Here is a 19,583-nt window from a genome sequence, read left to right on the forward strand (position 1 = left end):
TGGTCGCGGCGTGGCCGGCCGCCCCGCGCCCGGTGACCGCGCAGGCGCTGCTGCCGGAACGGGCCCTCGCCGGCGACACCGGAGCCCGCCGCGCCCTGATCGAGGACGTGTACACGCCGCTGCGGGAGGCGGGGGCGCCGCTGCTGGCAACGGTGGGCGCCTACCTCGACCTCGGCGCCTCGCTGGAGGCCACGGCCCGCGCCCTGTACCTGCATCCCAACACGGTCCGTTACCGGCTCCGCAAAGCCGCCGACGCGTGCGGGCTCGACCCGACGGACCACCGGGAACGGTTCACCCTGCACGTGGCGCTCATCCTGGGCCGGCTCGCCGCGGTGTGACCGCGGGCCGGCCGCGACCGGCACGGGCGCACCGGCGCCCGGCCCGGCGGGACGCGTTGCCATCACTTGTCGCCCGTGTCACCGAATTCCCCACCGGCCTGGTGATGGGCAATAAAGATATGGGACGGCCGAATCACTTTGTAGAGCTCCCACAATGAGCCGACGGCACAACGGTGAGTGCCCGCCAGCGACAGCCGGCGGTCAGGAAGGGTTAGGTGGTCCGGTGCTCGCTATCCTCGCCCCAGGCCAAGGTGCCCAGACTCCCGGTCAGCTGAAACCCTGGCTTGAGATCGGCGGTGTCGAGCCACGGCTGCGGTGGTGGTCGGCCGCCGTCGGAATCGACCTTGTGGACGTCGGCAGCGACGGCTCCGCGGAGACGATCCGCGACACCGCCGTCGCACAGCCGTTGATCGTCGCGACCGGTCTTGTCGCCGCCGAACAGCTTTCCCTTCCCCGGACGGGTAATCTTCTTGTCGCCGGCCACAGTGTGGGGGAAATCACCGCTTCTGTCCTGGCCGGTACCCTGGACGCCGAAAGCGCGCTGGTGTTCGTCGCGTTGCGCGGCCGGGCCATGGCCGAGGCCGCCCGGCGCGTCCCCACCGGTATGACGGCGGTCGTGGGCGGCGACCCGGACGAGGTCACCGAACATCTGCGCGGGCTGGGCCTGACCGCGGCGAACCGCAACGGCGCCGGGCAGGTCGTCGCGGCCGGCTCCCTCGAGGCACTGGCCCGCCTCGCCGAGGAGCCGCCGCCACGCACCCGGTTGCGCCCACTGTCCGTAGCCGGCGCCTTCCACACCCACTTCATGCGGCCCGCCACCGACCAGCTCGCCGGGATCGCCCCCGGGCTGCGCCCGCGGACGCCTGTCGTGGCCCAGCTGTCCAACGCCGATGGTACTGTCATCAACAACGGCCCCGAGCTGGTCCAGCACCTTGTCGATCAGGTCGCCGCACCGGTGCGGTGGGACCTGTGCCTGGCCCGTATGCGTGATCTCGGGGTGACCGCGATTGTGGAACTACCACCCGCCGGGACGCTGGCAGGCATAGCCAAAAGGGAGCTCACCGGCGTGCAGATCCTCGCTGTGAAGACACCTGACGACCTGCCCGCGGCCCGTGAACTGATCGCCCGCCACACAGACGCGCCGGGTGGCGGCGGCCCGGATGGCGGCGGCCCGGCCGCCGCCGACGGGCTCGTGGGAGCGACGCGGTGAACGGCTCCCGGCTGATGGGGATCGGCACCTACCGCCCCGCCCGCCTGGTGACCAACGACGACCTGGCCAAGCGGGTCGCGACGTCCGACGAATGGGTCCGCTCGCGGACCGGCATCGCCACCCGCCGGATCGCCGACACCGACGAGACCATCGTCGCGATGGGATCGATGGCCGCGGAGAAGGCGCTCGCCGCGGCCGGCATCGACGCCGCCGAGCTCGACATTGTACTGCTGGCGACCTGCACGAACCCGTCCCAGATCCCGGGCTCCGGGCCGCAGATCGCGCACCGGCTGGGTGCCGTGCGCGCGGGCGCGCTCGACATCAACGCCGGCTGCGCCGGCTTCTCGTACGCCCTGTCGATGGCGTCCGACATGGTCCGGGTGGGAAGCGCCCGACACGTCCTGGTGGTGGCCGCCGAACGGCTGTCGGACTACACCGACTGGGATGACCGCTCCACCTGCATCCTGCTCGCCGACGGCGCCGGGGCCGCGGTGGTCGGGCCCGCCCCGACCACCGAGATCGGCCCGGCGGTCTGGGGCCACGACGGCGGGAAGGCCGGCGCCATCAGGGTCCCCGGGTACGGCGACAACCTCTTCCGCATGGAAGGCCAGACGGTGTTCCGGTGGGCCATCACCCTGACCCCGACGGTCCGGCGCGCCTGTGAGCTCGCCGGGGTCGCGCCGGCCGAGCTCGCCGGGGTCATCCCGCACCAGGCCAACCTGAGGATCATCGACGCGCTGGTGACCGGCATCGGCGCCACGAACGCCGTGGTCGCCCGCGACGTGGTCGAGTCCGGCAACACCTCGGCCGCCAGCATCCCGCTGGCATTCAGCCGGATTCTCGACGGCGGCCAGCTGCGGCCGGGCGATCCCGTCCTGCTGTTCGGCTTCGGCGCCGGCCTGACCTACTGCGGTCAGGTCGTACGTTGCCCATAGGATTCATCGCACCGGCCGAGGACGACACGAACCTGGTTGTTCGCGTCTTCCGACAGCCCGCACCAGTTGGAACCACGTTCGGCCGATGATGGCACGGGTAAATCCACCCGTGTTGTCCGTGACGTCAGAGAAGAACAGGAGAAACAATGTCGCAGTCCGATATTCTGGAGGGTCTCGCCGCAATTCTTGAGGAGGTCGCCGGAGTCGACCCGGCCGACGTCACCGCGGACAAGACGTTCATCGACGACCTGGACGTCGACTCGCTGTCCATGGTCGAGGTCGTCGTCGCCGCCGAGGAGAAGTTCGACGTCAAGATCCCTGACGAGGACGTCAAGAGCCTCAAGACCGTCGGCGACGCGGTGTCCTACATCCAGCGGGCGGGTGTCGCCGCGTGACCGCGACCCCCAGGCAGGTCGTCGTCACCGGCCTCGGGGCAACCACCCCTCTCGGCGGCGACGTCGCCTCCACGTGGGAGGGCCTGCTCGCGGGCCGCTCCGGTGTGCGCCGGCTGACCGACGAGTGGGTCGAGCAGCTTCCGGTCCACATCGCCGCGCCCGCCGCGGTGGAACCCCCGCTGGAGCGGCTGGAGGCACGCACCCTCGACCGCGTGCAGCAGCTGGCTCTGGTGGCCGCCCGGGAGGCGTGGGCCGACGCCGGAACGCCCGAGGTCGACCCCGAACGGCTCGCCGCGGTGGTCGGCTCCGGTATCGGTGGGGTGCTGACCCTGCTCAACCAGTACGAAGTACTGCGCGAGCGGGGCCCACGCCGGGTCTCCCCGCACGTGGTGCCGATGCTCATGCCCAACGGCCCGGCCGCCACCGTGGGGCTGGCCTTCACCGCCCGGGCGGGGGTGCACGCCCCGGTCAGCGCGTGCGCGTCGGGAGCGGAGGCCATCGGCTACGCCCTGGACATGATCCGGGCCGGCCGGGCGGACGTGGCCATCACCGGCGGGTCGGAGGCGGCGATCCACCCGCTGCCGCTCGCCGGGTTCGCCCAGATGCAGGCCCTGTCCCGACGCAACGACGCCCCGCAGGCGGCATCCCGGCCGTTCGACAAGGGACGGGACGGGTTCATCCTCGGGGAGGGCGCCGGTGCCCTCGTCCTGGAGTCCGCCGAGCACGCCGCCGCCCGCGGCGCGCGGGTGTACGCCACCCTGGCCGGGTCCGGGACCAGCGCGGACGCCTACCACGTGACCGCCCCCGAGCCCAGCGGCGCCGGCGCGGCGCGGGCCGTGCGGGCGGCGTTGCACTCCGGCGGGCTGACCCCGGCCGACCTCGTGCACATCAACGCCCACGGCACCTCCACCCCCATCGGGGACGTCGCCGAGGCCCACGCGCTGCGGGCCGCGCTCGGGGACACCCTGGACGGGGTGGCGGTGACCTCCACCAAGTCCATGACCGGGCACCTGCTCGGGGCGGCCGGGGCGGTCGAGGCGGTGATAGCCGTCCTCACCCTGCGGGACAGGGTCGTGCCGGCCACCCGCAACCTCGACGCTCTCGACGACGAGATCGACCTCGACGTGGTGTCCATCGACAACCGTGCCATCCCCGCGGGCGCGGTCCTGTCGAACTCGTTCGGTTTCGGCGGGCACGACGTCTGTCTCGTCTTCACCCCCTGAGCGCGGCCCGGCCGACCGGCCGGGCCGACCGACCGGCCGGGCCGCCCCGGCGTCCCACCGGCACCCTGACGGGAACGACGCGTCCCACCGCTGGTCACCGGACCCGGCATCCACCCTGTCGGTGATTCCGCCCGGCCGGTTCGCGTCCTGTCCAGTCAGTCCGTTCAGCTAGCCCGTTCAGCCGGATGTTCATGGCGAACACCCGGTACCGACCGTCGCATCCGGCCGGCGCGGTCGGTGGCCGGGTGCTCCTGCGCGCGGGTGCCGGTTCTCCGCCCCGCTTTCCCTGTTCTGGTTCCTCCGCTTTCTCTTCTTTTCTCCGCTCCTTCTCTCCGCCTGCTTTTTTCGTGCTGACAACCAGCGGATCACATGCCCCGGCCGCTGTCCGACATAAACAACGGGAAATTACGGGTGACTACGACAGAAAACCGTGAGGACCCGTCCGGTCGCAAACGGGAACGATGATCCGATGAGCCCACCGGCCGCGGCGCGGCCCGCGGGCGCTCGCCTGCTCTCGTCACTGACCCAGGGATCCCAAGGAGATAAACGGTGAGTCTCTCCACGCTCGAACGCACCGACCCGCGTGCCCCGTCGGCCCGGCTGGCCCAGTTCTTCGACCCCGGCACCTTCGAGCCCTTCGCCGCCGCGGACACCTCCGGCGTGCTGGCGGGAGTGGGCACCGTCGAGGGCAGCCCGGTGGTGGCCTTCGCCACCGACGCGGCCATCCAGGGCGGCGCGATGGGACGCGAGGGCTGCACGCGGATCGTCGACGCCATCGAGGCGGCGGCCCGCCTGCGCCGCCCGGTGGTCGGGATCTGGCATTCCGGCGGGGCCCGGCTGCGGGAGGGAGTGGCCTCCCTCGACGGGGTCGGCCGGGTGTTCGCGGCCACGGTCCGCAGCTCCGGGCGGATCCCCCAGATCTCCCTGGTGCTCGGCGCCGCCGCCGGTGGCGCCGCCTACGGCCCCGCGCTGACCGACATCGTCGTGATGGGCCCGGCCGCCAAGGTCTTCGTCACCGGCCCGGACGTCGTACGGACGGTGACCGGTGAGGACTGCACCGCCGACAGCCTGGGCGGGCCCGACGTGCACGCACGCCGCAGCGGGGTCGTCGCCGTCACCTGCGACTCCGACGAGGCCGCCGTCGCCCGGACCCGCCGGTTGTGCGCGCTGCTCGGCGAGCAGGGCGGCATCGCCGCGGTGGAGGCCCGCGAGCTCGGTGACCTGCTGCCGGAGTCGCCGCGCCGCGCCTACGACGTCCGCCCGCTGGTGGCGGGCATCCTCGACGACGACGTGGTCGAGCTGCACCCCCGCTGGGCACCGAACATCGTCACCGCCCTGGGCCGGCTCGGCGGCCGGACGGTGGGCGTGGTCGCCAACAACCCGCTGCGCCGCGGCGGCTGCCTGGACGCCACGTCCGCGGAGAAGGCGTCCCGCTTCGTGCGGATGTGCGACTCCTTCGGCGTGCCGCTGGTCGTCCTGGTCGACGTCCCCGGCTACCTGCCCGGTGTGGGCCAGGAGTGGGACGGTGTGGTCCGGCGCGGCGCGAAGCTGCTGTACGCGTTCGCCGAGTGCACCGTGCCCCGGGTCACCGTCGTCACCCGCAAGGCCTACGGTGGCGCCTATGTCGCCATGAACTCGCACAGCCTGGGCGCGACGGCCGTGTTCGCCTGGCCGACCGCGGAGGTGGCGGTGATGGGCGCCGAGGCCGCCGTCGGGATCCTCCACCGGCGCGAGCTGGCCGAGGTCCCGACCCAGCGCCGTCCGGAGGTGGTCGCCGAGCTCGCCGCCGAGCACGTGCGCGTGGTCGGCGGGATCGACCGCGCGGTGGAGCTGGGCGTGGTGGACGCCGTGGTCACCCCGGCGGACACCAGGGCGGCGGTCGCCCAGGCCATCGCCGCCGCCCCGGCAGGTACCGCGGGCCACGGCAACATCCCGCTGTAGGCCCCGGTCCGTTGTAGGCCCCGGTGTAGGCGTGATCGCTGCCGCGCCCGTCGTCCCGGCTGTCCCGGCTGTCCCAGCTGTTCCAGCCCTGCCTACGGGACGGCGGGCGCGGCGTCCAACGCCTCCCGGATGACGTCCGCGACCTGGTCGGCCTCCAGCAGGAACGCGTCGTGCCCGTACAGCGACCGGATCACCGCGAGCCGGCCGGCCAGGGCGGGCACCCGCACCGCATCGGCGATCTCACGCTGGAGGTACAGCGGGTAGAGCCGGTCGGAGTCGACGCCGGCCACCGCGACCGGCACCGGGCAGCGCGCCAGCGCCGCGGCCACCCCGCCCCGGCCGTGGCCGGCGTTCTGGGTCATCATCGCCCGGGTCAGGGCCACGTAGCTGCCCGCGTCGAACCGGCGGACGAGCTTGTCCGCGTGATGCTCGACGTAGGACTCGGCCGCGAAACGGCCGTCGGGCTGCGCCCGGTTGCCGAAGCGGCCGGCGAGCTCCCGCTCGCTGCGGTAGCTGACCTGGGCCATCCGGCGGGCCAGCCCCATCCCCGTGTGGGGGCCGGCACCGGCGGGCTGGTGGTGGTAGTCCCCGCCGTGCCAGCCGGGGTCGGCGGTGACCGCCGCGATCTGGGTGGAGTACAGGGCGATCTGCTCGGCGGTCGCCGCCGCCCCGCAGGCGACGACCACCGCCCTGGCGACGCGGCCGGGGTGGCGCAGCGCCCATTCCAGGGCGCGCATCCCCCCCATCGACCCGCCGACCACGCCGGCGAAGCGCCGGATCCCGAGCGCGTCGGCCAGCAGCGCCTCCACCAGCACCTGGTCACCGATGGTGATCCGCGGCCAGCGGCTGCCCCAGGGCCGCCCGTCCGCGGCGGCCGAGGACGGGCCGGTCGTCCCCTGGCAGCCGCCCAGGACGTTCGGGCACACGACGAAGTAGCGTTCGGTGTCCAGCGGCCGGCCCGGACCGATCATCGCATCCCACCAGCCGCGGCTGGCGTGCCCCGGGCCGGCCGGGCCGGCGGCGTGGCTGTCACCGGTCAGCGCGTGCAGGACCAGCAGGGCGTTGGACGCCGTCGGGTCGAGCCGCCCCCACGCCTCATAGGCCACTGTCACGCCGGGTAGCGACGCCCCGCTCTCCAGTTCGACCGGGCCGGGCAGCTCGACGAACCGGCGTGCCCCGGCCGGGTCGCGCCCGGCCCGCCACCCGCCGGAGACGGGCGGCAGGCGCTCGCCCACCGCCCCGTCCGGGCTGGCGCTGTCAGCCCTTGGCGGCACGGAAGCCGGCGTCGAGGTCCGCGAGGATGTCGTCGATGCCCTCGATCCCGACGGAGAGGCGGACGAGGTCGGGGGTCACCCCGGTGCTCGCCTGCTCGGCCTCGGTGAGCTGCGAGTGCGTCGTGGTGGCCGGGTGGATGATCAGCGAACGTACGTCGCCGACGTTGGCCAGATGGCTGAACAGCTCCACGCCCTCGACGAACTTCCGGCCCGCCTCGGCACCGCCGACGATCCCGAACGACAGGATCGCGCCGGCGCCCTTCGGCAGCACCCGCTGGGCCCGGTCGTACCACCTCGACGACGCAAGCCCCGGGTAGTTGACCCAGCTCACCTCGTCCCGCGCCTGGAGCCACTCGGCCACCCGCTGGGCGTTGGCGGTGTGCCGCTCGATCCGCAGGGAGAGCGTCTCCAGACCCTGGAGCAGGAGGAACGAGTTGAACGGCGAGATCGCCGCGCCGATGTCGCGCAGCAGCTGGACGCGCGCCTTGGCGATGAAGGAGCCATGGCCGAGGACGTCCCAGTAGACCAGCCCGTGATAGCTCGGGTCGGGCGTGGTGAAGTTCGCGAACCGGCCCGACGCGCCGAAGTCGAACCGCCCGCCGTCGACGATCACGCCGCCGATCGCGGTGCCGTGGCCGCCGATGAACTTCGTCGCCGAGTGCACGACGATGTCGGCGCCGTGCTCGAACGGCCGGTAGAGGTAGGGCGTGGCCAGGGTGTTGTCGACGATGAGCGGGATACCGGCGGCGTGCGCGACCTCGGCGATCCCGGCGGTGTCGAGCACGTCCCCCTTGGGGTTGCCGATCGTCTCGCCGTAGAACGCCCGGGTGTTCGGGGCGATCGCGGCGCGCCAGGCGTCGAGGTCGTCCGGGTCCTCGACGAAGCTGACCTGGATGCCCAGCTTGGGCAGCGTGTAGTGGAACAGGTTGTACGTGCCGCCGTACAGGCTCGCCGAGGTCACGATGTGGTCGCCGGCCTCGGCGAGGTTCAGGATCGCCAGGGTCTCGGCGGCCTGGCCCGAGGACAGCGCGAGCGCTCCCACGCCCCCTTCGAGCGCGGTGATCCGCTGCTCGAAGACGTCCTGCGTGGGGTTCCCGATCCGGGTGTAGATGTTGCCGGTCTCACCGAGGGCGAACAGCGCGGCGGCGTGGTCGGTGTCCCGGAAGACGTAGCTCGTCGTCTGGTAGATCGGCACGGCGCGGGCGCCGGTCGTCGGATCCGGCTGGGCGCCGGCGTGGATCTGGCGGGTCTCGAACGACCAGCTCTCTGCTGACATGGAACGTGATCCTCCCCGGAGATGGGCGGCTGCGCCGGACAGGCCGCGTTAGCACTCATACCGGGACGGACGCGACCGCCGGGTCACGGCCACATGGATTACGAACATCACCAACGGCCGTCAGGCGGGACAACAGGCCTCGTCCACGAACGGGCGCGCCGGGTACCCCCGCATGTCGCACGACATGATTGACCGGGAGCGCACATTTCGGACTCTAGCACCCACAAGCAGACCCTGTCCCCGGGAAGGGCCTCTCCTCGGGGACGGGGCCAATCTCTCGGGGACGGGGCCAACGACCCGGTTCAGGCCGGCGCGGGGGCGGGCGGCGGGCCCTCGGAGGCCGGGGTGGCCGCGGCCCTGCCGGTGAGGTCCGGCAGCCGCAGCTGCTCGACGCGCTGGCCGCGGTGCGCCAGCACCGCGCTGGAGTGGTACTCCTCGGCGAGGGCGAGGAAGTTCGGCTCGTGGTAGCGACGCCCGTCCACGGTGGGGCCGGGCGTGCCCTCCATGATCGCTTCCACGTCCTCGCCGGTGATGGTCTTGTTCGTCTCCAGCGCGTGGGTGACCGCGAGGATCTCCCGGCGGTTGGCCTCCAGGATCGTCTCGGTGCGCACGTAGAGCTCCTGGAGCTTGGTCTCCACCTCCTCGACGAACCCGCCACCGAGGTAGCCGGGGCTGCTGCCCGAATAGGCCGGGTTGCTGCCCAGGCCCGAGGCCAGCGCGGGACGCGAGGTCAGCGTGGTGCCCATGGCGTGCCGGCCGATGCTGCGGGCGACCAGTTCGGTGGCGGCGTGCAGGTCCCCGCCGACGCCCTGGGTGTGGTCGCCCTCGAAGAACATCCGCTCGCCCACGATGGAGGCGAGGAAGGTCATCACGTCGATCTCGACCTCGGAGCGCCAGTCGACGAACCTGTCCTCCAGCGGCACCGGGGCCACGAAGCCGCCGGTGTCCCCCCGGCGCTCGATGGTCGCCATGTCGATCGCCATGTGCTTCTGCAGCCGGTACATGACCACCGCATGGCAGGCCTCGTGCAGGGCGACGCTGTGCCGCTCCCGCTCGACGTACTCGTGGTCGTCGGGCAGGCCGTGCTCCTTGATCGCCTTGGCCTTGAGCAGGTCCGGCCAGGTGACGACATCCCGGTCCGACTTGATCGCCTGGATCAGCGCCTCGTTGACCATGTCCTTGATGCTCGCGCCGGTGGCGTACGGGCTCATCACGGCGAGCCGCTCCACCTGCTCGGGCGCCACGTTGTGGTGGACCTTGGACAGGTAGCCGTGGAAGGTCCGCACCCGGCCCTCCTTGCTGGGGTAGCCGACCTTGTAGATGCGGTCGATGCGGCCGGGCCGCAGCAGCGCCTCGTCCAGGGACTGCGGCATGTTGGTCGCCATCATGATCATGATGCGGTACTTCGGCGGCGGCTTCGGCCGCATCCCCAGGGCGCGGCGGACGACCCGGTTGAGGAAGCCGCGGGGCTTCTTCAGGCCTGATATCTCGGTCAGCAGCGCCTGCAGCGTCCCGTCGAAACTCGACTGGCCACCACCGCCGCCGCCGGGGACGACGAACTGGGCCTCGGCGAGCTGCCGGCGGCTGCCGTGGCTGGCGTAGGCCAGCCCGTTGCACGAGGAGTGCGCCAAGCCGGCAGACCCGAGGGCGGAGGTACCGGCCGGCCCGAAGAGAGGGACGTCGGCCATGCCCGCCGGGGCCGCCCGCCCGAAGTCGCCGGCGAGCTGGCCGCGGTTGCCCAGGGTGTCGGCCTCGTCGAAGAAAACGATCACACCGCCGTAGCGGAGGGCCAGCTTGCGCAGCTTGCGGAACAGGCCCTTGACCTTCATCACGCCGACGCCGAAGAACATCGCCCGGAACGCCCCGGGGTCGACGAAGACGTAGGGCTTGCCGGTCTCGCCGGCGACCGCCTCCGCGATCAGGGTCTTGCCGGTGCCCGGCGGGCCCCACAGCAGGATGCCGCCCGGCACGTAACCGCCCCGGCTCTCGATCTCCTCGGGCTTCTCCAGGTGGAAGACCGCCTCCTTGACCCGGGACAGGACGTGGTCCTGGCCCCAGACGTCGGTGAACCTGGTCTTGATGTCCTCCGGGAAGTAGACGTCCACACCGCCGCGGGAGAGGAACCAGAAGATCGCCACGAACTGGCCGATGGCGATCGCCATGAACAGGACGAGCTGGAGCACGAGCGGCATCGCGCCCCAGATGTCACCGGGGAGGGCGACGACGGCGTTGAAGATCGAGTCGTCCCGGATCCGGGCGTAGACGAAGGCGGCGACCGCGAGGGTCGCCACCCACTTCAGGGCCCGGCTCATCCGGTAGCGGTTCCAGTCGTTGAACCGCAGCAGGCGACGCTCGAAGCGGCCGAAGACCCGGTCCGTCCAGAAGACGTAGTAGGCCGAGAACCGTTCGCCGATGAACATGTGCACCTGGCGGACGATCTCGACCGCGAACAGCGCGACCAGCCACCAGCTGGTCAACGCCTGCTCGCGCAGGGCGTCGGAGAAGGCCATGATCGGGTTGTCCGACATGGCCGCGGCCACCACGAACGCGAACAGCGCCACGATCAGGAGGAGGAACTTCACCCTGTCCCACAGGACCAGCCGCTTGCGTACCGGCCCGGACTGCCGCGGCGGAGGGTCGACGGGAGCGATCTGGAACGGCTGCGAGGGCGGCTGCACAGGCTGCTGCGCGGACGAGGTCTGATTCATGGTCTTCAATCTCAGGTGATCGGCTTGATCGTGAACGATGTCTGAACCTGGTTGATCTGCGCACCGTGCTTGTCGTAGCACCAGGCGGAGCAGGCGAACACGAGCTGGTAGAGCATCGTCTGATCCCGGTCGAAAAGACTGGTCTGGTCGATGGTGACCAGACCGGTGTCCACCCGGAGCTGGTAGATCAGATGGACGCCGTGCACACCGCCGTCCTTGCGGACGGCCTCGTCGGTCAGTAGCAGGAAGTGCGGCGCCAGCCGGGCACCCTCGGGATCCCGCCGGATCTCCTCGGTCTGCTCCCGTTCGGCGTCGTCGATGGAGATGAGCAGGTTACGCAGGTCGTTGGTGGACAGCGTGGCCGCTTCCTCCGGCAGGAGCTGGCGGACCTGGACGAACCCCTTCGGCTCCGGGGCGTCCGGGAGCAGCAGGTTCTTGTCGTCGAACTTCGCCGCCGCGTCGATCCCCACCACCCACTCGCGGGAGGCGAGCACCCGGGCGGCGTCGGGAGAGACGTTGCGGGCGTCTATCCCGACGAAGGCCGGCCCGAGCATGGGCTGGTGCTGCCAGGAGCTGGGAATCTTGAGAAACGTGCCCGCGCCCTTGTTCGTCACGTACTCGTAGCGACCGGAGCCGCACCCGGCGAGAACGACGATGGCCGCCAGGAGCGCGGACACGACAGGCATGGCGCGCCCCAGCGGCGTACGACTTCCCCTGCCCACGGCCGACCTCCAGAATGTAGTGAGGCTGAGCCTATGGTGCAGCACAGCACGCCGGCGTGACACCTTGTCCGGGAAAGCAGTGTCCGGGAAAGCAGCGCGCACGCGTCGGCATCGGCACCAGCGCCAGCACCAGGACAACTCGCCCCCCGTCCCCCCTGGCCTCGTCCTGCGCCCAGGCCTGCGGCCATGCTAGGCCGCGAGATCCGCGGGCGGCACCGGGTGGCCGAGATAGAAGCCCTGCCCCTCGTCGCACCCCAGATCGCGCAACAGGCTACAGACCTCACGCGACTCGATACCCTCGGCGACCACGCGCAGATCAAGATTATGGGCGAGATCGATGATCGACCGGACGATCGAGAAGTCCTTGGTGCGATGCGCCACATTCACCACGAACGATTTGTCGATCTTGAGGTCGTGCACGGGAAGATCGCGCAGATAGGCCAGCGACGAGTACCCCGTCCCGAAATCGTCCACCGAGATCCTGATCCCCTCGCCGCGTAACCGGGTGATGACGCTCATCGCGTTGCGCGTGTTCACCATGACCGCGCTCTCGGTGAGCTCGAGCTCGAGCGCCCGCGGCGGCAGGCCGGTGCGGTCCAGCTCCGCCCGCACGGTCGAGATCAGCTCCGCGTCATGCAGCATCCGGGCGGAGACGTTCACCGCCACCGGCAGCAGCCGGCCGGCGTCCCACCAGGACCGTGCCTGGTCGAGCGCGAGCATGAGCACCCGGCGGGTCAGCGGCTTGACCAGGTTGCTCTGCTCGGCGAAGGGGACGAAACGGCCCGGCTCGACCAGCCCGTGGGCCGGGTGCTGCCAGCGCACCAGCGCCTCGACCGCCGTGGTCCGCCCGGTACGCAGGTCCACCTTGGGCTGGTAGTGCAGGACGAGCTGGCCGCCGGCGATCGCCGAGCGCAGGCCGCCGAGCAGCTCGAGGCGCTCCCGGCGGTTCTGGTCGGCGTCCGGGGCGTAGACGGCGACGCCGAGGGAGAGCTGCTTCGCCCGGTACATGGCCACGTCCGCGCAGCGCACCAGCGTCCCGGGATCACGCCCGTCGTCGGGAGCAAGCGTGATCCCGATGCTGCCGTCCACGTGCAGGGGCAGGGAGCCGACGTCGATGCGCTCGGCCAGCGCCGCCCGGATGGAGCCCGCGGCCGCCAGCGCGTCGGCGGCACCCCCCGGTGCCGACGGGAGCAGGATGGCGAACTCGTCCCCGCCGAGGCGGGCGACCGTGTCACTGGGCCGGGTGGCCCGGCCCAGCCGGACGGCGACCTCGCGCAGCACGTCGTCGCCCACGTTGTGGCCCAGCGTGTCGTTGATCTCCTTGAACCGGTCGAGGTCCATCAGCAGCAGCGCGAGCCGGCCGCCGTCCCGCTCGATCTCCCCCAGCGCCCTGGAGATCCTGTCGTGCAGGAGGATCCGGTTGGCCAGGCCGGTCAGCGGGTCGTGCAGGGCCTGGCGGCGGACCTTCCGCTCGGCGTTGTGCCGTTCGATCGCCGCGGCCAGCACGTTGGCGACCGACTGGACGAAGTCCGCCTCGTCCGCGGCAAATTCCCGTGGATGCGTCGTGTACGCCACCAGGACGCCGAAGCTACGGCCAGCAGCTCCGATACGGGCGGCGACACCGGCGATCTGACCAACTCCGCCGGAGGCCCCGCCGAAGCCGTCGCCGAAGACGTCACCGAAGACGTCGGAGGTGCCCGGCAGCGACACGCCCAGGGGTGTCACGCCGTGGTCGACGACCACCGGGCTGTCCGCGGCCAGCACCCTCGCGATGACCGAGCCGTGCTGCGCGACGGGTCCCAGCACCTCGCAGTACGGCACGCCCAGGGTGTCGCACACGACCTCGGCGGCCTCCCGGCGCAGGCTGCCGACCGTCGTCCCGACGAGCGCGCGCTGGCCGAGGCAGGCGACGGCCGCCTGCCGCCGTTCGGCCTGCCGCAGGTCCGTGACATCCTGCAGCACCACCGCCAGCAGGTCCTGGGACTCCCCGGCCTCGGGGATCACCGACACCCGCAGCGCCCGTTCCCGCGGGTACCCGGCGGTCACTGGCCCGGCAGCCGCTGGGCCGGCGGCCACTGGCCCAGCGGTCACTGGCCCGGCGGCCAGGCTCAGGTAGGCGTGCTGCGGCTGCTCGGTCCGGATCGCCGTCGCGACCAGCCCCCACTCGCCATCCAGAGCGGCCGCGCCGGTGCGCGGCCGCAGCAGCCCGGCCAGCCGCTCCAGCGGGTCACCGGCCCGCAGCCGGCCACCGGTCAGGCGGTCCACGACCGGCGACGCGCGGCGGATCCGGCGCGCGCGGTCGACGAGCAGGATCCCCATCGGGAGATCGTCGACCGGGGCGCCGTCGGCGACGAGCTCCAGCAGCGCCGTGTGCTCGCCGACCGTCTCGGCGTCGAGGTGGCCGCGGGTCACGTCAATGATCGTTCCCAGGTTGCCCACGACCCGGCCGTCCAGGCCGCGCAGCAGGCTGGCGCGGATCTCGACGCGGCGGTAGGAGCCGCCCCTGGTCCGATAGCGGGTCACGTGGTGGCAGTGGCCGGCACCGCCGGCCACCACCGCCATGAACAGCGCCACCGTGTGGTCGCGCTCGTCCGGGTGCACGTAGTCGAGGAAGTGCTTCCCCAGGGTGGTCTCGACCTCGAAGCCGGTCACCACCGTCCACGCGGGGTTGAGATAGGTCCAGCGGCCCTGGGCGTCGGTCCGGAAGACGATCTCGGGCAGCCTGTCGAGGATGTCCCGGGCGGCACCGTCCGCGGCGGCCGGCGGGCTCGCGCCCGCGAGGCCCTCGGCACCGGCAGGGCCCGCCGCCGTCGGATCGTCCTCGGCCGGGCCGCGATGAGCGGGTTCGCCGCCAGCACCCTGACGATACAACGAACTGCGCAGCGTAGCCATCTCACGCGAAGTGTGACCATTGGAGGACATGGCGCAGCAGTATCGCGACTCATCCCGCGATTGTAAATACTTCGAGTAGTCATAAGGCTACTATGAGACCCATGAGTCGGCTACGCACCGCAATCATTATATCTCTGACGGCCGGCTTATCGATCATTGCCATACCCGCTCGGGCGACCGTGCCGACCGGCCAGGCCGTGACACCGGCCACCTACGCCTGGGCGCGACAGGCGGAGACGGCGTTCCCGCCACCCTGCGCGACCGGCTCGGCAACGTGCACGGACGCTGTAATAACTACGATGCGTAATCGACTGCGGCCACTGGAAGACCACTGCGACCCCCGCGCGCTCTTCGCCCTGGTCTACCTGCGGACGACCGAGGCTTTCCGCGACGCGGCCGCCACACCGGGCTACTTCGCCGACCCCGCCTGGGTTCGCGCCGAGGCCGCGCTGTTCGCCGAGTACTACTTCCGGGCGTTCGACGGATGGGCCGACGGCAGGCCGGCCGGGGTGCCACCGGTGTGGCGGACCGCCTTCGCCACGGCATCGACACCCACCCCCGGCGATCCCGCCGGCAGCCCCGCCGGCGGCCTGGTGCTCAGCATGCACGCGCACATCACCCGCGACCTCCCGTTCGTCCTCGCCGCCATGGGCCTCACCGGCCCGGACGGCAGCAGCCACAAGGGCGACCACGACCGGATCAACGAGATCCTGGCGAAGGTGGCGGTGTCCCTGCTCACGCAGCCGGGGAGCCCGCTGGGCTCGCTGCCGGACGAGATCGCGGACCGGCTCGGCACCGACCGCGAAGCCCTCGTCCCGACGCTGGTCGCCGCCCGGGAGAACGCCTGGCGGGACGCCGAGCGGCTGGTCGCCGCCCGCGACGGCCGGGAACGCACGGTGATCGCGTGGACGATCGAGGCCCGTGCCGAGGCAGGTGCCCAGGGGCTGCGGCCGCTGTTCACCGACGTGCCCGTGCCGGCGTCCACCACGTCCTGTGCCACGTCCCGTCCCGCCTGCTCCCCCGCGGGGGGATGACACACATCGGCTCCGACGCGGGCCGGGTCGGCTCCTGCCTGCTCCCCCGCGGGGGGATGACACCTCGTCCACCGGCGGCCGGCCGTCGCAGCCGCCCGGCGGACGGGCTGCCCGGCCACGGCGGACGGGCCGGGCTTTGGCGGGTTCGTCCGCGAGAGGCACACTTGAGCTCGTGGCGCACTACCGACATGGTCGAAAGGTCCCGGCGCTGCCACCCGCGCAACGCCACGCGATCGGAGCGTGCACGGTCGTGGCAGTGTTCGCCGTCGTGGCGCTGACCGCGTGGCGGCCGGCGCTCTTCGCGCTGCCGGGATTCGCGCTGATCCTCGCGCTCGGCGGGCTGGACCGAGTGATCGTCACCGCCCGGGGCCGGTCACCAGCGCCGGACCAGGCCCGGACCGGTCCCCTCGGCCTTGCCGCGCCCGGCGCCGCCGGCCCCGGCCCCAACGTCGACGCCGACATGGCCACGACGGTGCTGCCGCGCCTGTCAGCGGTGGACGACCCGTTCACCATGCAGACGATGGTCATCGACATGCGCGGGCTGCTGGAGGACAACCCGGCCTGGATGCGCTAAGCGTCCTGGCCGTCGCCGTCCGCGCGGGCCGTGACGAGGGCGAGCACCTTGTCGATGGCCAGCCGGACCGCCTGTGGATCACCGCCGGCACGGCCGGCCGCCAGACCGACAAGGAAGGCGGTCAGCGGAGCCGCGGGCCGTGCCACGGCGTGGGCCACCTCTCGGGCGAGGCCGAGAACCTCCTGGACGTCGAGGATCCCGGGGTCGAGGCCGAGCGCGCCGGCCGCGTCGACCACCCAGTCGTCAAGAGAACTCACCGGTCCATCCTGGCCCAGCGGCGCGCCCGCTCGACATCCGCGGGCCGGTCGCAGTCCAGCGTGGCACGCGCGTCGGCGGGCAGCACCCGCGCCGGCAGACCGGCCAGGACGGATCGCATCGGAACGCCAGCGGTGACCACGGGTAACCGGGCACGCAGCGCCGACGTCCGCCACACGCCGGTGAGGTACTGCCGGCGGCCCGCCGGGTCGGCCAGCAGGGCGCCCTGCACCACGCCACCGCGCCGATCACACTGGTCACCGTCGCGGCCAGCACTATGGGCATGATCAGCACCCTGGGCATGGCCAGCGCCATGGGCACCGCCCTGGGCATCGTCGTCGACGGCCCGCACGAGCGCGTCGAGGGCACCCGCCGTCACGAACGGGAGATCGGCGGCAAGCACCGCCACCAACGGCGCGCCCACCAGCCCGAGGCCGGCGGCCAGGGCCGCGACCGGTCCCCCGCCGGGCGGCCGTTCCCGGGTCCAGACGATATGCCGCGACACCGCGACCGGGCGCCGGGGGCCGACCACGACCACCTGCCGGGCGTCGTCCACCGCGGCCAGGACGCGTTCGAGCAGGGTCTGGTCACCGATGGTCAGCGCCGGTTTGTCCGCCCCGCCGAGCCTGCGGGCCAGGCCGCCGGCGAGCACCACCGCGTCCCAGCCCGTCCCGGCCCGGCCGCCGGTCATCCGCCGATCGCCGACATCGGCCGCGCCGGCTGGGTGAACGCCGGCTGGTCGATGCCGTGCCCGGCCCGTTTGCCCCGGACCGCCCGCGCCCACAGCGCCGCCAGGTGCGCGTCGTCGGCCCCGGCCCGCAGCGGGGTACGCAGGTCGGTCTCCTCCCGGGCGAACAGGCAGGACCGGACCTGCCCGTCAGCGGTGAGCCGGACCCGGTCGCAGGTGGCGCAGAAGGGCGCGGTCACCGAACCGACCAGCCCCACCGTGCCCGGCCCGCCGTCGACGGTGAACAGTTCGGCGGGCGCGCTGCCCCGGCCGGGCAGCGGCGTGAGGACGAACTCGCCACGCAGCCCGGCGAGGATCTCCGCGCCGGTGACCATGGCGGCCCGGTCCCAGGAGTGCTGGGGGTCGAGCGGCATCTGCTCGATGAAGCGCAGCTGGTAGCCCTGTCGCAGGCACCACCGCAGCAGGTCGGGCGCCTCGTCGTCGTTGACGCCGCGCAGCAGCACCGCGTTGACCTTCACCGGTGCCAGCCCGGCGGCGGCCGCGGCGGCCAGCCCCGCCCGCGCGTCGGCGAGCCGGTCCCGGCGGGTCAGCGCCTGGTAGCGGTCGGTGCGCAGGGTGTCGAGGGAGACGTTCACCCGGTCCAGGCCCGCCGCGCGCAACGCCGGGGCCATGCTCACGAGCGCGATGCCGTTGGTCGTCATCGACAGCCGGGGACGGGGGCGCAGCCGCGCCAGCCGGCCGACGAGGCCGGCCAGGCCCGGCCGCAGCGTCGGCTCGCCGCCGGTGAGCCTGACCTCGTCGACACCGAGCCTGGTCACCGCGATCCGCACCAGCCGGACGATCTCGTCGTCGGTCAGGATCTCCGCCCGCGGCAGCCAGGCCAGGCCTTCGGCGGGCATGCAGTAGGAACACCGCAGGTTGCAGCGATCGGTCAGCGAAACCCGGAGATCAGTGGCCACCCGGCCATGGGAATCGCTCAGGCGCACCCATCCAGCTTAGCCCGGCCGCGTGGACGCCGGCCCGAAGCGCTCCGGAGATGATCCTCCCTACCGCCGCCGGCCGGCCGCCGCGGCGGAATGCGCCCCCGAATATCGGTGTCACACCCGGATAGGCCGACGAGGTGTGCGGATCTATGGTGGAGTGGGCACGGGGGTGGCACGCAGGGCCTGGCACACACGTCGCTGGCACGGCGGTGCCAGCGGTGCCAGCGGTGCCAGCGACGGCACGGCGCAGCACTGTGCGCGCCGCGCATGGTGGATACCGCGTCAGAGATATCGGCGGCCGGTGGTAACAGGAGGACACAGGCGACATGCAGGTCTTCGGTGTCGACATCGGCGGTACCGGTATCAAGGGTGCACCCGTCGACATCGACGAGGGAACACTCACCGCGCCCCGCTTCCGGCTGCCCACACCGCAGCCGGCGCAACCGGCGGCCATCACCAAGACCGTCGCGGAGGTCGTGGCGCACTTCGGCTGGACGGGCCCGGTCGGGGCCGCTTTTCCCGCCGTCATCAAGGGCGGCGCGGCCAGGACCGCGGCCAACATCGACCCGGTCTGGGTGGGCACCGACGTCGCGGCGGCCCTGGGATCGGCGCTGCCGGGCAGCCCGGGCGGGGTGGCCGTGGTCAACGACGCCGATGCCGCGGGCGTCGCCGAGATGGCCTTCGGAGCCGGCCGGGACGTCGGCGGCGTCGTGATCATGACGACTTTCGGCACCGGTATCGGCACGGCGGTGTTCCTGCACGGGCAGCTCGTTCCCAACACCGAGCTCGGCCATCTGGAGATCGGTGGGCGCGACGCGGAGACGAGGGCGTCCGAGGGGGCCCGCGAACGCGACGATCTTTCCTGGGAGAAGTGGGCGAAGCGCGTCACCCGCTATCTGAACGCGCTTGAGGCGCTGCTGTGGCCGGATCTCATCATCATCGGCGGCGGCGCCAGCCGAAAAACTGATCGTTTTCTCGACTACCTCGAGGTGAACACGAAGGTCGTCGCGGCGCAGCTGCAGAACGAGGCCGGAATCGTCGGCGCGGCCCTGGTCGCCGGTGCCGGCGACCAGGGCCGGCCGAAGGCGACGGCCCGGCCCGCGCGCCGGCGCCCGCCCGCCACCAGGCCTCCCGG

General features: G+C 72.4%; 17 protein-coding genes. 9 read left to right on the plus strand and 8 right to left on the minus strand.

The features are described 5' to 3' along the window. The 6 genes from NBX02_RS18000 to NBX02_RS18025 all read left to right on the plus strand — a co-directional run. Window positions 1-338: helix-turn-helix domain-containing protein (locus tag NBX02_RS18000; protein ID WP_250292344.1), on the plus strand; the 338-nt coding region annotated here is incomplete at its 5' end. A gap of 223 nt (window positions 339-561) precedes the next feature. Then, on the plus strand, window positions 562-1,548 hold the full coding sequence (locus NBX02_RS18005) for an ACP S-malonyltransferase (protein ID WP_250284442.1): 987 nt from the start codon (window positions 562-564) through the stop codon (window positions 1,546-1,548). Then, window positions 1,545-2,483 carry a beta-ketoacyl-ACP synthase III gene (locus NBX02_RS18010; protein WP_250284443.1) on the plus strand — a complete coding sequence of 313 codons (939 nt, stop codon included), beginning with the start codon at window positions 1,545-1,547 and terminating at the stop codon, window positions 2,481-2,483. The genes NBX02_RS18005 and NBX02_RS18010 overlap by 4 nt, the downstream gene beginning before the upstream one ends. A gap of 146 nt (window positions 2,484-2,629) precedes the next feature. Next, window positions 2,630-2,878 (plus strand): acyl carrier protein, encoded by a 249-nt coding sequence (locus tag NBX02_RS18015; RefSeq protein WP_047221415.1) that lies wholly within the window; start codon window positions 2,630-2,632, stop codon window positions 2,876-2,878. Further along, the gene (fabF, locus tag NBX02_RS18020) at window positions 2,875-4,101 is read left to right on the plus strand and encodes a beta-ketoacyl-ACP synthase II (protein WP_250284445.1); all 1,227 of its coding nucleotides are present in this window, start codon (window positions 2,875-2,877) and stop codon (window positions 4,099-4,101) included. Before NBX02_RS18015 ends, fabF begins: the two co-directional genes overlap by 4 nt. A gap of 549 nt (window positions 4,102-4,650) precedes the next feature. After that, window positions 4,651-6,042 (plus strand): carboxyl transferase domain-containing protein, encoded by a 1,392-nt coding sequence (locus tag NBX02_RS18025; protein ID WP_250284447.1) that lies wholly within the window; start codon window positions 4,651-4,653, stop codon window positions 6,040-6,042. Window positions 6,043-6,134: 92 nt separating this feature from the next. Here NBX02_RS18025 and metX read toward each other — a convergent pair whose 3' ends face one another. From metX to NBX02_RS18050, 5 genes are all read right to left on the minus strand, one after another. Continuing rightward, window positions 6,135-7,277 carry a homoserine O-acetyltransferase MetX gene (gene metX / locus NBX02_RS18030; RefSeq protein ID WP_250284449.1) on the minus strand — a complete coding sequence of 381 codons (1,143 nt, stop codon included), beginning with the start codon at window positions 7,275-7,277 and terminating at the stop codon, window positions 6,135-6,137. Window positions 7,278-7,299: 22 nt separating this feature from the next. Beyond that, window positions 7,300-8,592 carry a bifunctional o-acetylhomoserine/o-acetylserine sulfhydrylase gene (locus NBX02_RS18035; RefSeq protein WP_250284451.1) on the minus strand — a complete coding sequence of 431 codons (1,293 nt, stop codon included), beginning with the start codon at window positions 8,590-8,592 and terminating at the stop codon, window positions 7,300-7,302. 302 nt (window positions 8,593-8,894) lie between these two features. Then, on the minus strand, window positions 8,895-11,300 hold the full coding sequence (locus NBX02_RS18040; protein ID WP_250284453.1) for an AAA family ATPase: 2,406 nt from the start codon (window positions 11,298-11,300) through the stop codon (window positions 8,895-8,897). 11 nt (window positions 11,301-11,311) lie between these two features. Further along, a complete protein-coding gene (locus NBX02_RS18045) occupies window positions 11,312-11,986 on the minus strand; it encodes a hypothetical protein (RefSeq protein WP_250284466.1) in 675 nt (224 codons plus the stop codon). A 225-nt stretch (window positions 11,987-12,211) separates the two neighbouring features. Next, window positions 12,212-14,914, minus strand: a complete 2,703-nt coding sequence (locus NBX02_RS18050; RefSeq protein WP_250284455.1) for an EAL domain-containing protein — start codon at window positions 14,912-14,914, stop codon at window positions 12,212-12,214. Between the two features lie 101 nt (window positions 14,915-15,015). Between NBX02_RS18050 and NBX02_RS18055 the strand changes: the two genes are divergently transcribed. Then, a complete protein-coding gene (locus tag NBX02_RS18055; protein WP_445548517.1) occupies window positions 15,016-15,948 on the plus strand; it encodes a DUF5995 family protein in 933 nt (310 codons plus the stop codon). Window positions 15,949-16,120: 172 nt separating this feature from the next. Next, window positions 16,121-16,522: a hypothetical protein gene (locus tag NBX02_RS18060; RefSeq protein ID WP_250292348.1), complete on the plus strand. Its 402-nt coding sequence runs from the start codon at window positions 16,121-16,123 to the stop codon at window positions 16,520-16,522. Here the strand turns inward: NBX02_RS18060 and NBX02_RS18065 are convergent. Genes NBX02_RS18065 through moaA form a run of 3 tightly spaced genes read right to left on the minus strand, consistent with a single transcriptional unit; the run spans window position 16,519 to window position 18,451 of the window. Beyond that, window positions 16,519-16,779 carry a DUF6457 domain-containing protein gene (locus NBX02_RS18065; RefSeq protein WP_250284461.1) on the minus strand — a complete coding sequence of 87 codons (261 nt, stop codon included), beginning with the start codon at window positions 16,777-16,779 and terminating at the stop codon, window positions 16,519-16,521. The two genes, NBX02_RS18060 and NBX02_RS18065, sit on opposite strands and share 4 nt — an antisense overlap. Continuing rightward, a complete protein-coding gene (mobA, locus tag NBX02_RS18070) occupies window positions 16,776-17,468 on the minus strand; it encodes an NTP transferase domain-containing protein (protein WP_250292350.1) in 693 nt (230 codons plus the stop codon). The genes NBX02_RS18065 and mobA overlap by 4 nt, the downstream gene beginning before the upstream one ends. Next, window positions 17,465-18,451 (minus strand): GTP 3',8-cyclase MoaA, encoded by a 987-nt coding sequence (moaA, locus tag NBX02_RS18075; protein WP_250284463.1) that lies wholly within the window; start codon window positions 18,449-18,451, stop codon window positions 17,465-17,467. Before moaA ends, mobA begins: the two co-directional genes overlap by 4 nt. A 323-nt stretch (window positions 18,452-18,774) precedes the next feature. Here moaA and ppgK point away from each other — a divergent pair. Then, window positions 18,775-19,583, plus strand: an 809-nt coding sequence (gene ppgK, locus NBX02_RS18080; RefSeq protein WP_250292352.1) for a polyphosphate--glucose phosphotransferase, incomplete at its 3' end; no start/stop codon positions are given.

The sequence above is a fragment of the Protofrankia sp. CiP1_Cm_nod1 genome (assembly GCF_920888515.1).
Classification (GTDB): Bacteria; Actinomycetota; Actinomycetes; order Frankiales; family Frankiaceae; genus Protofrankia.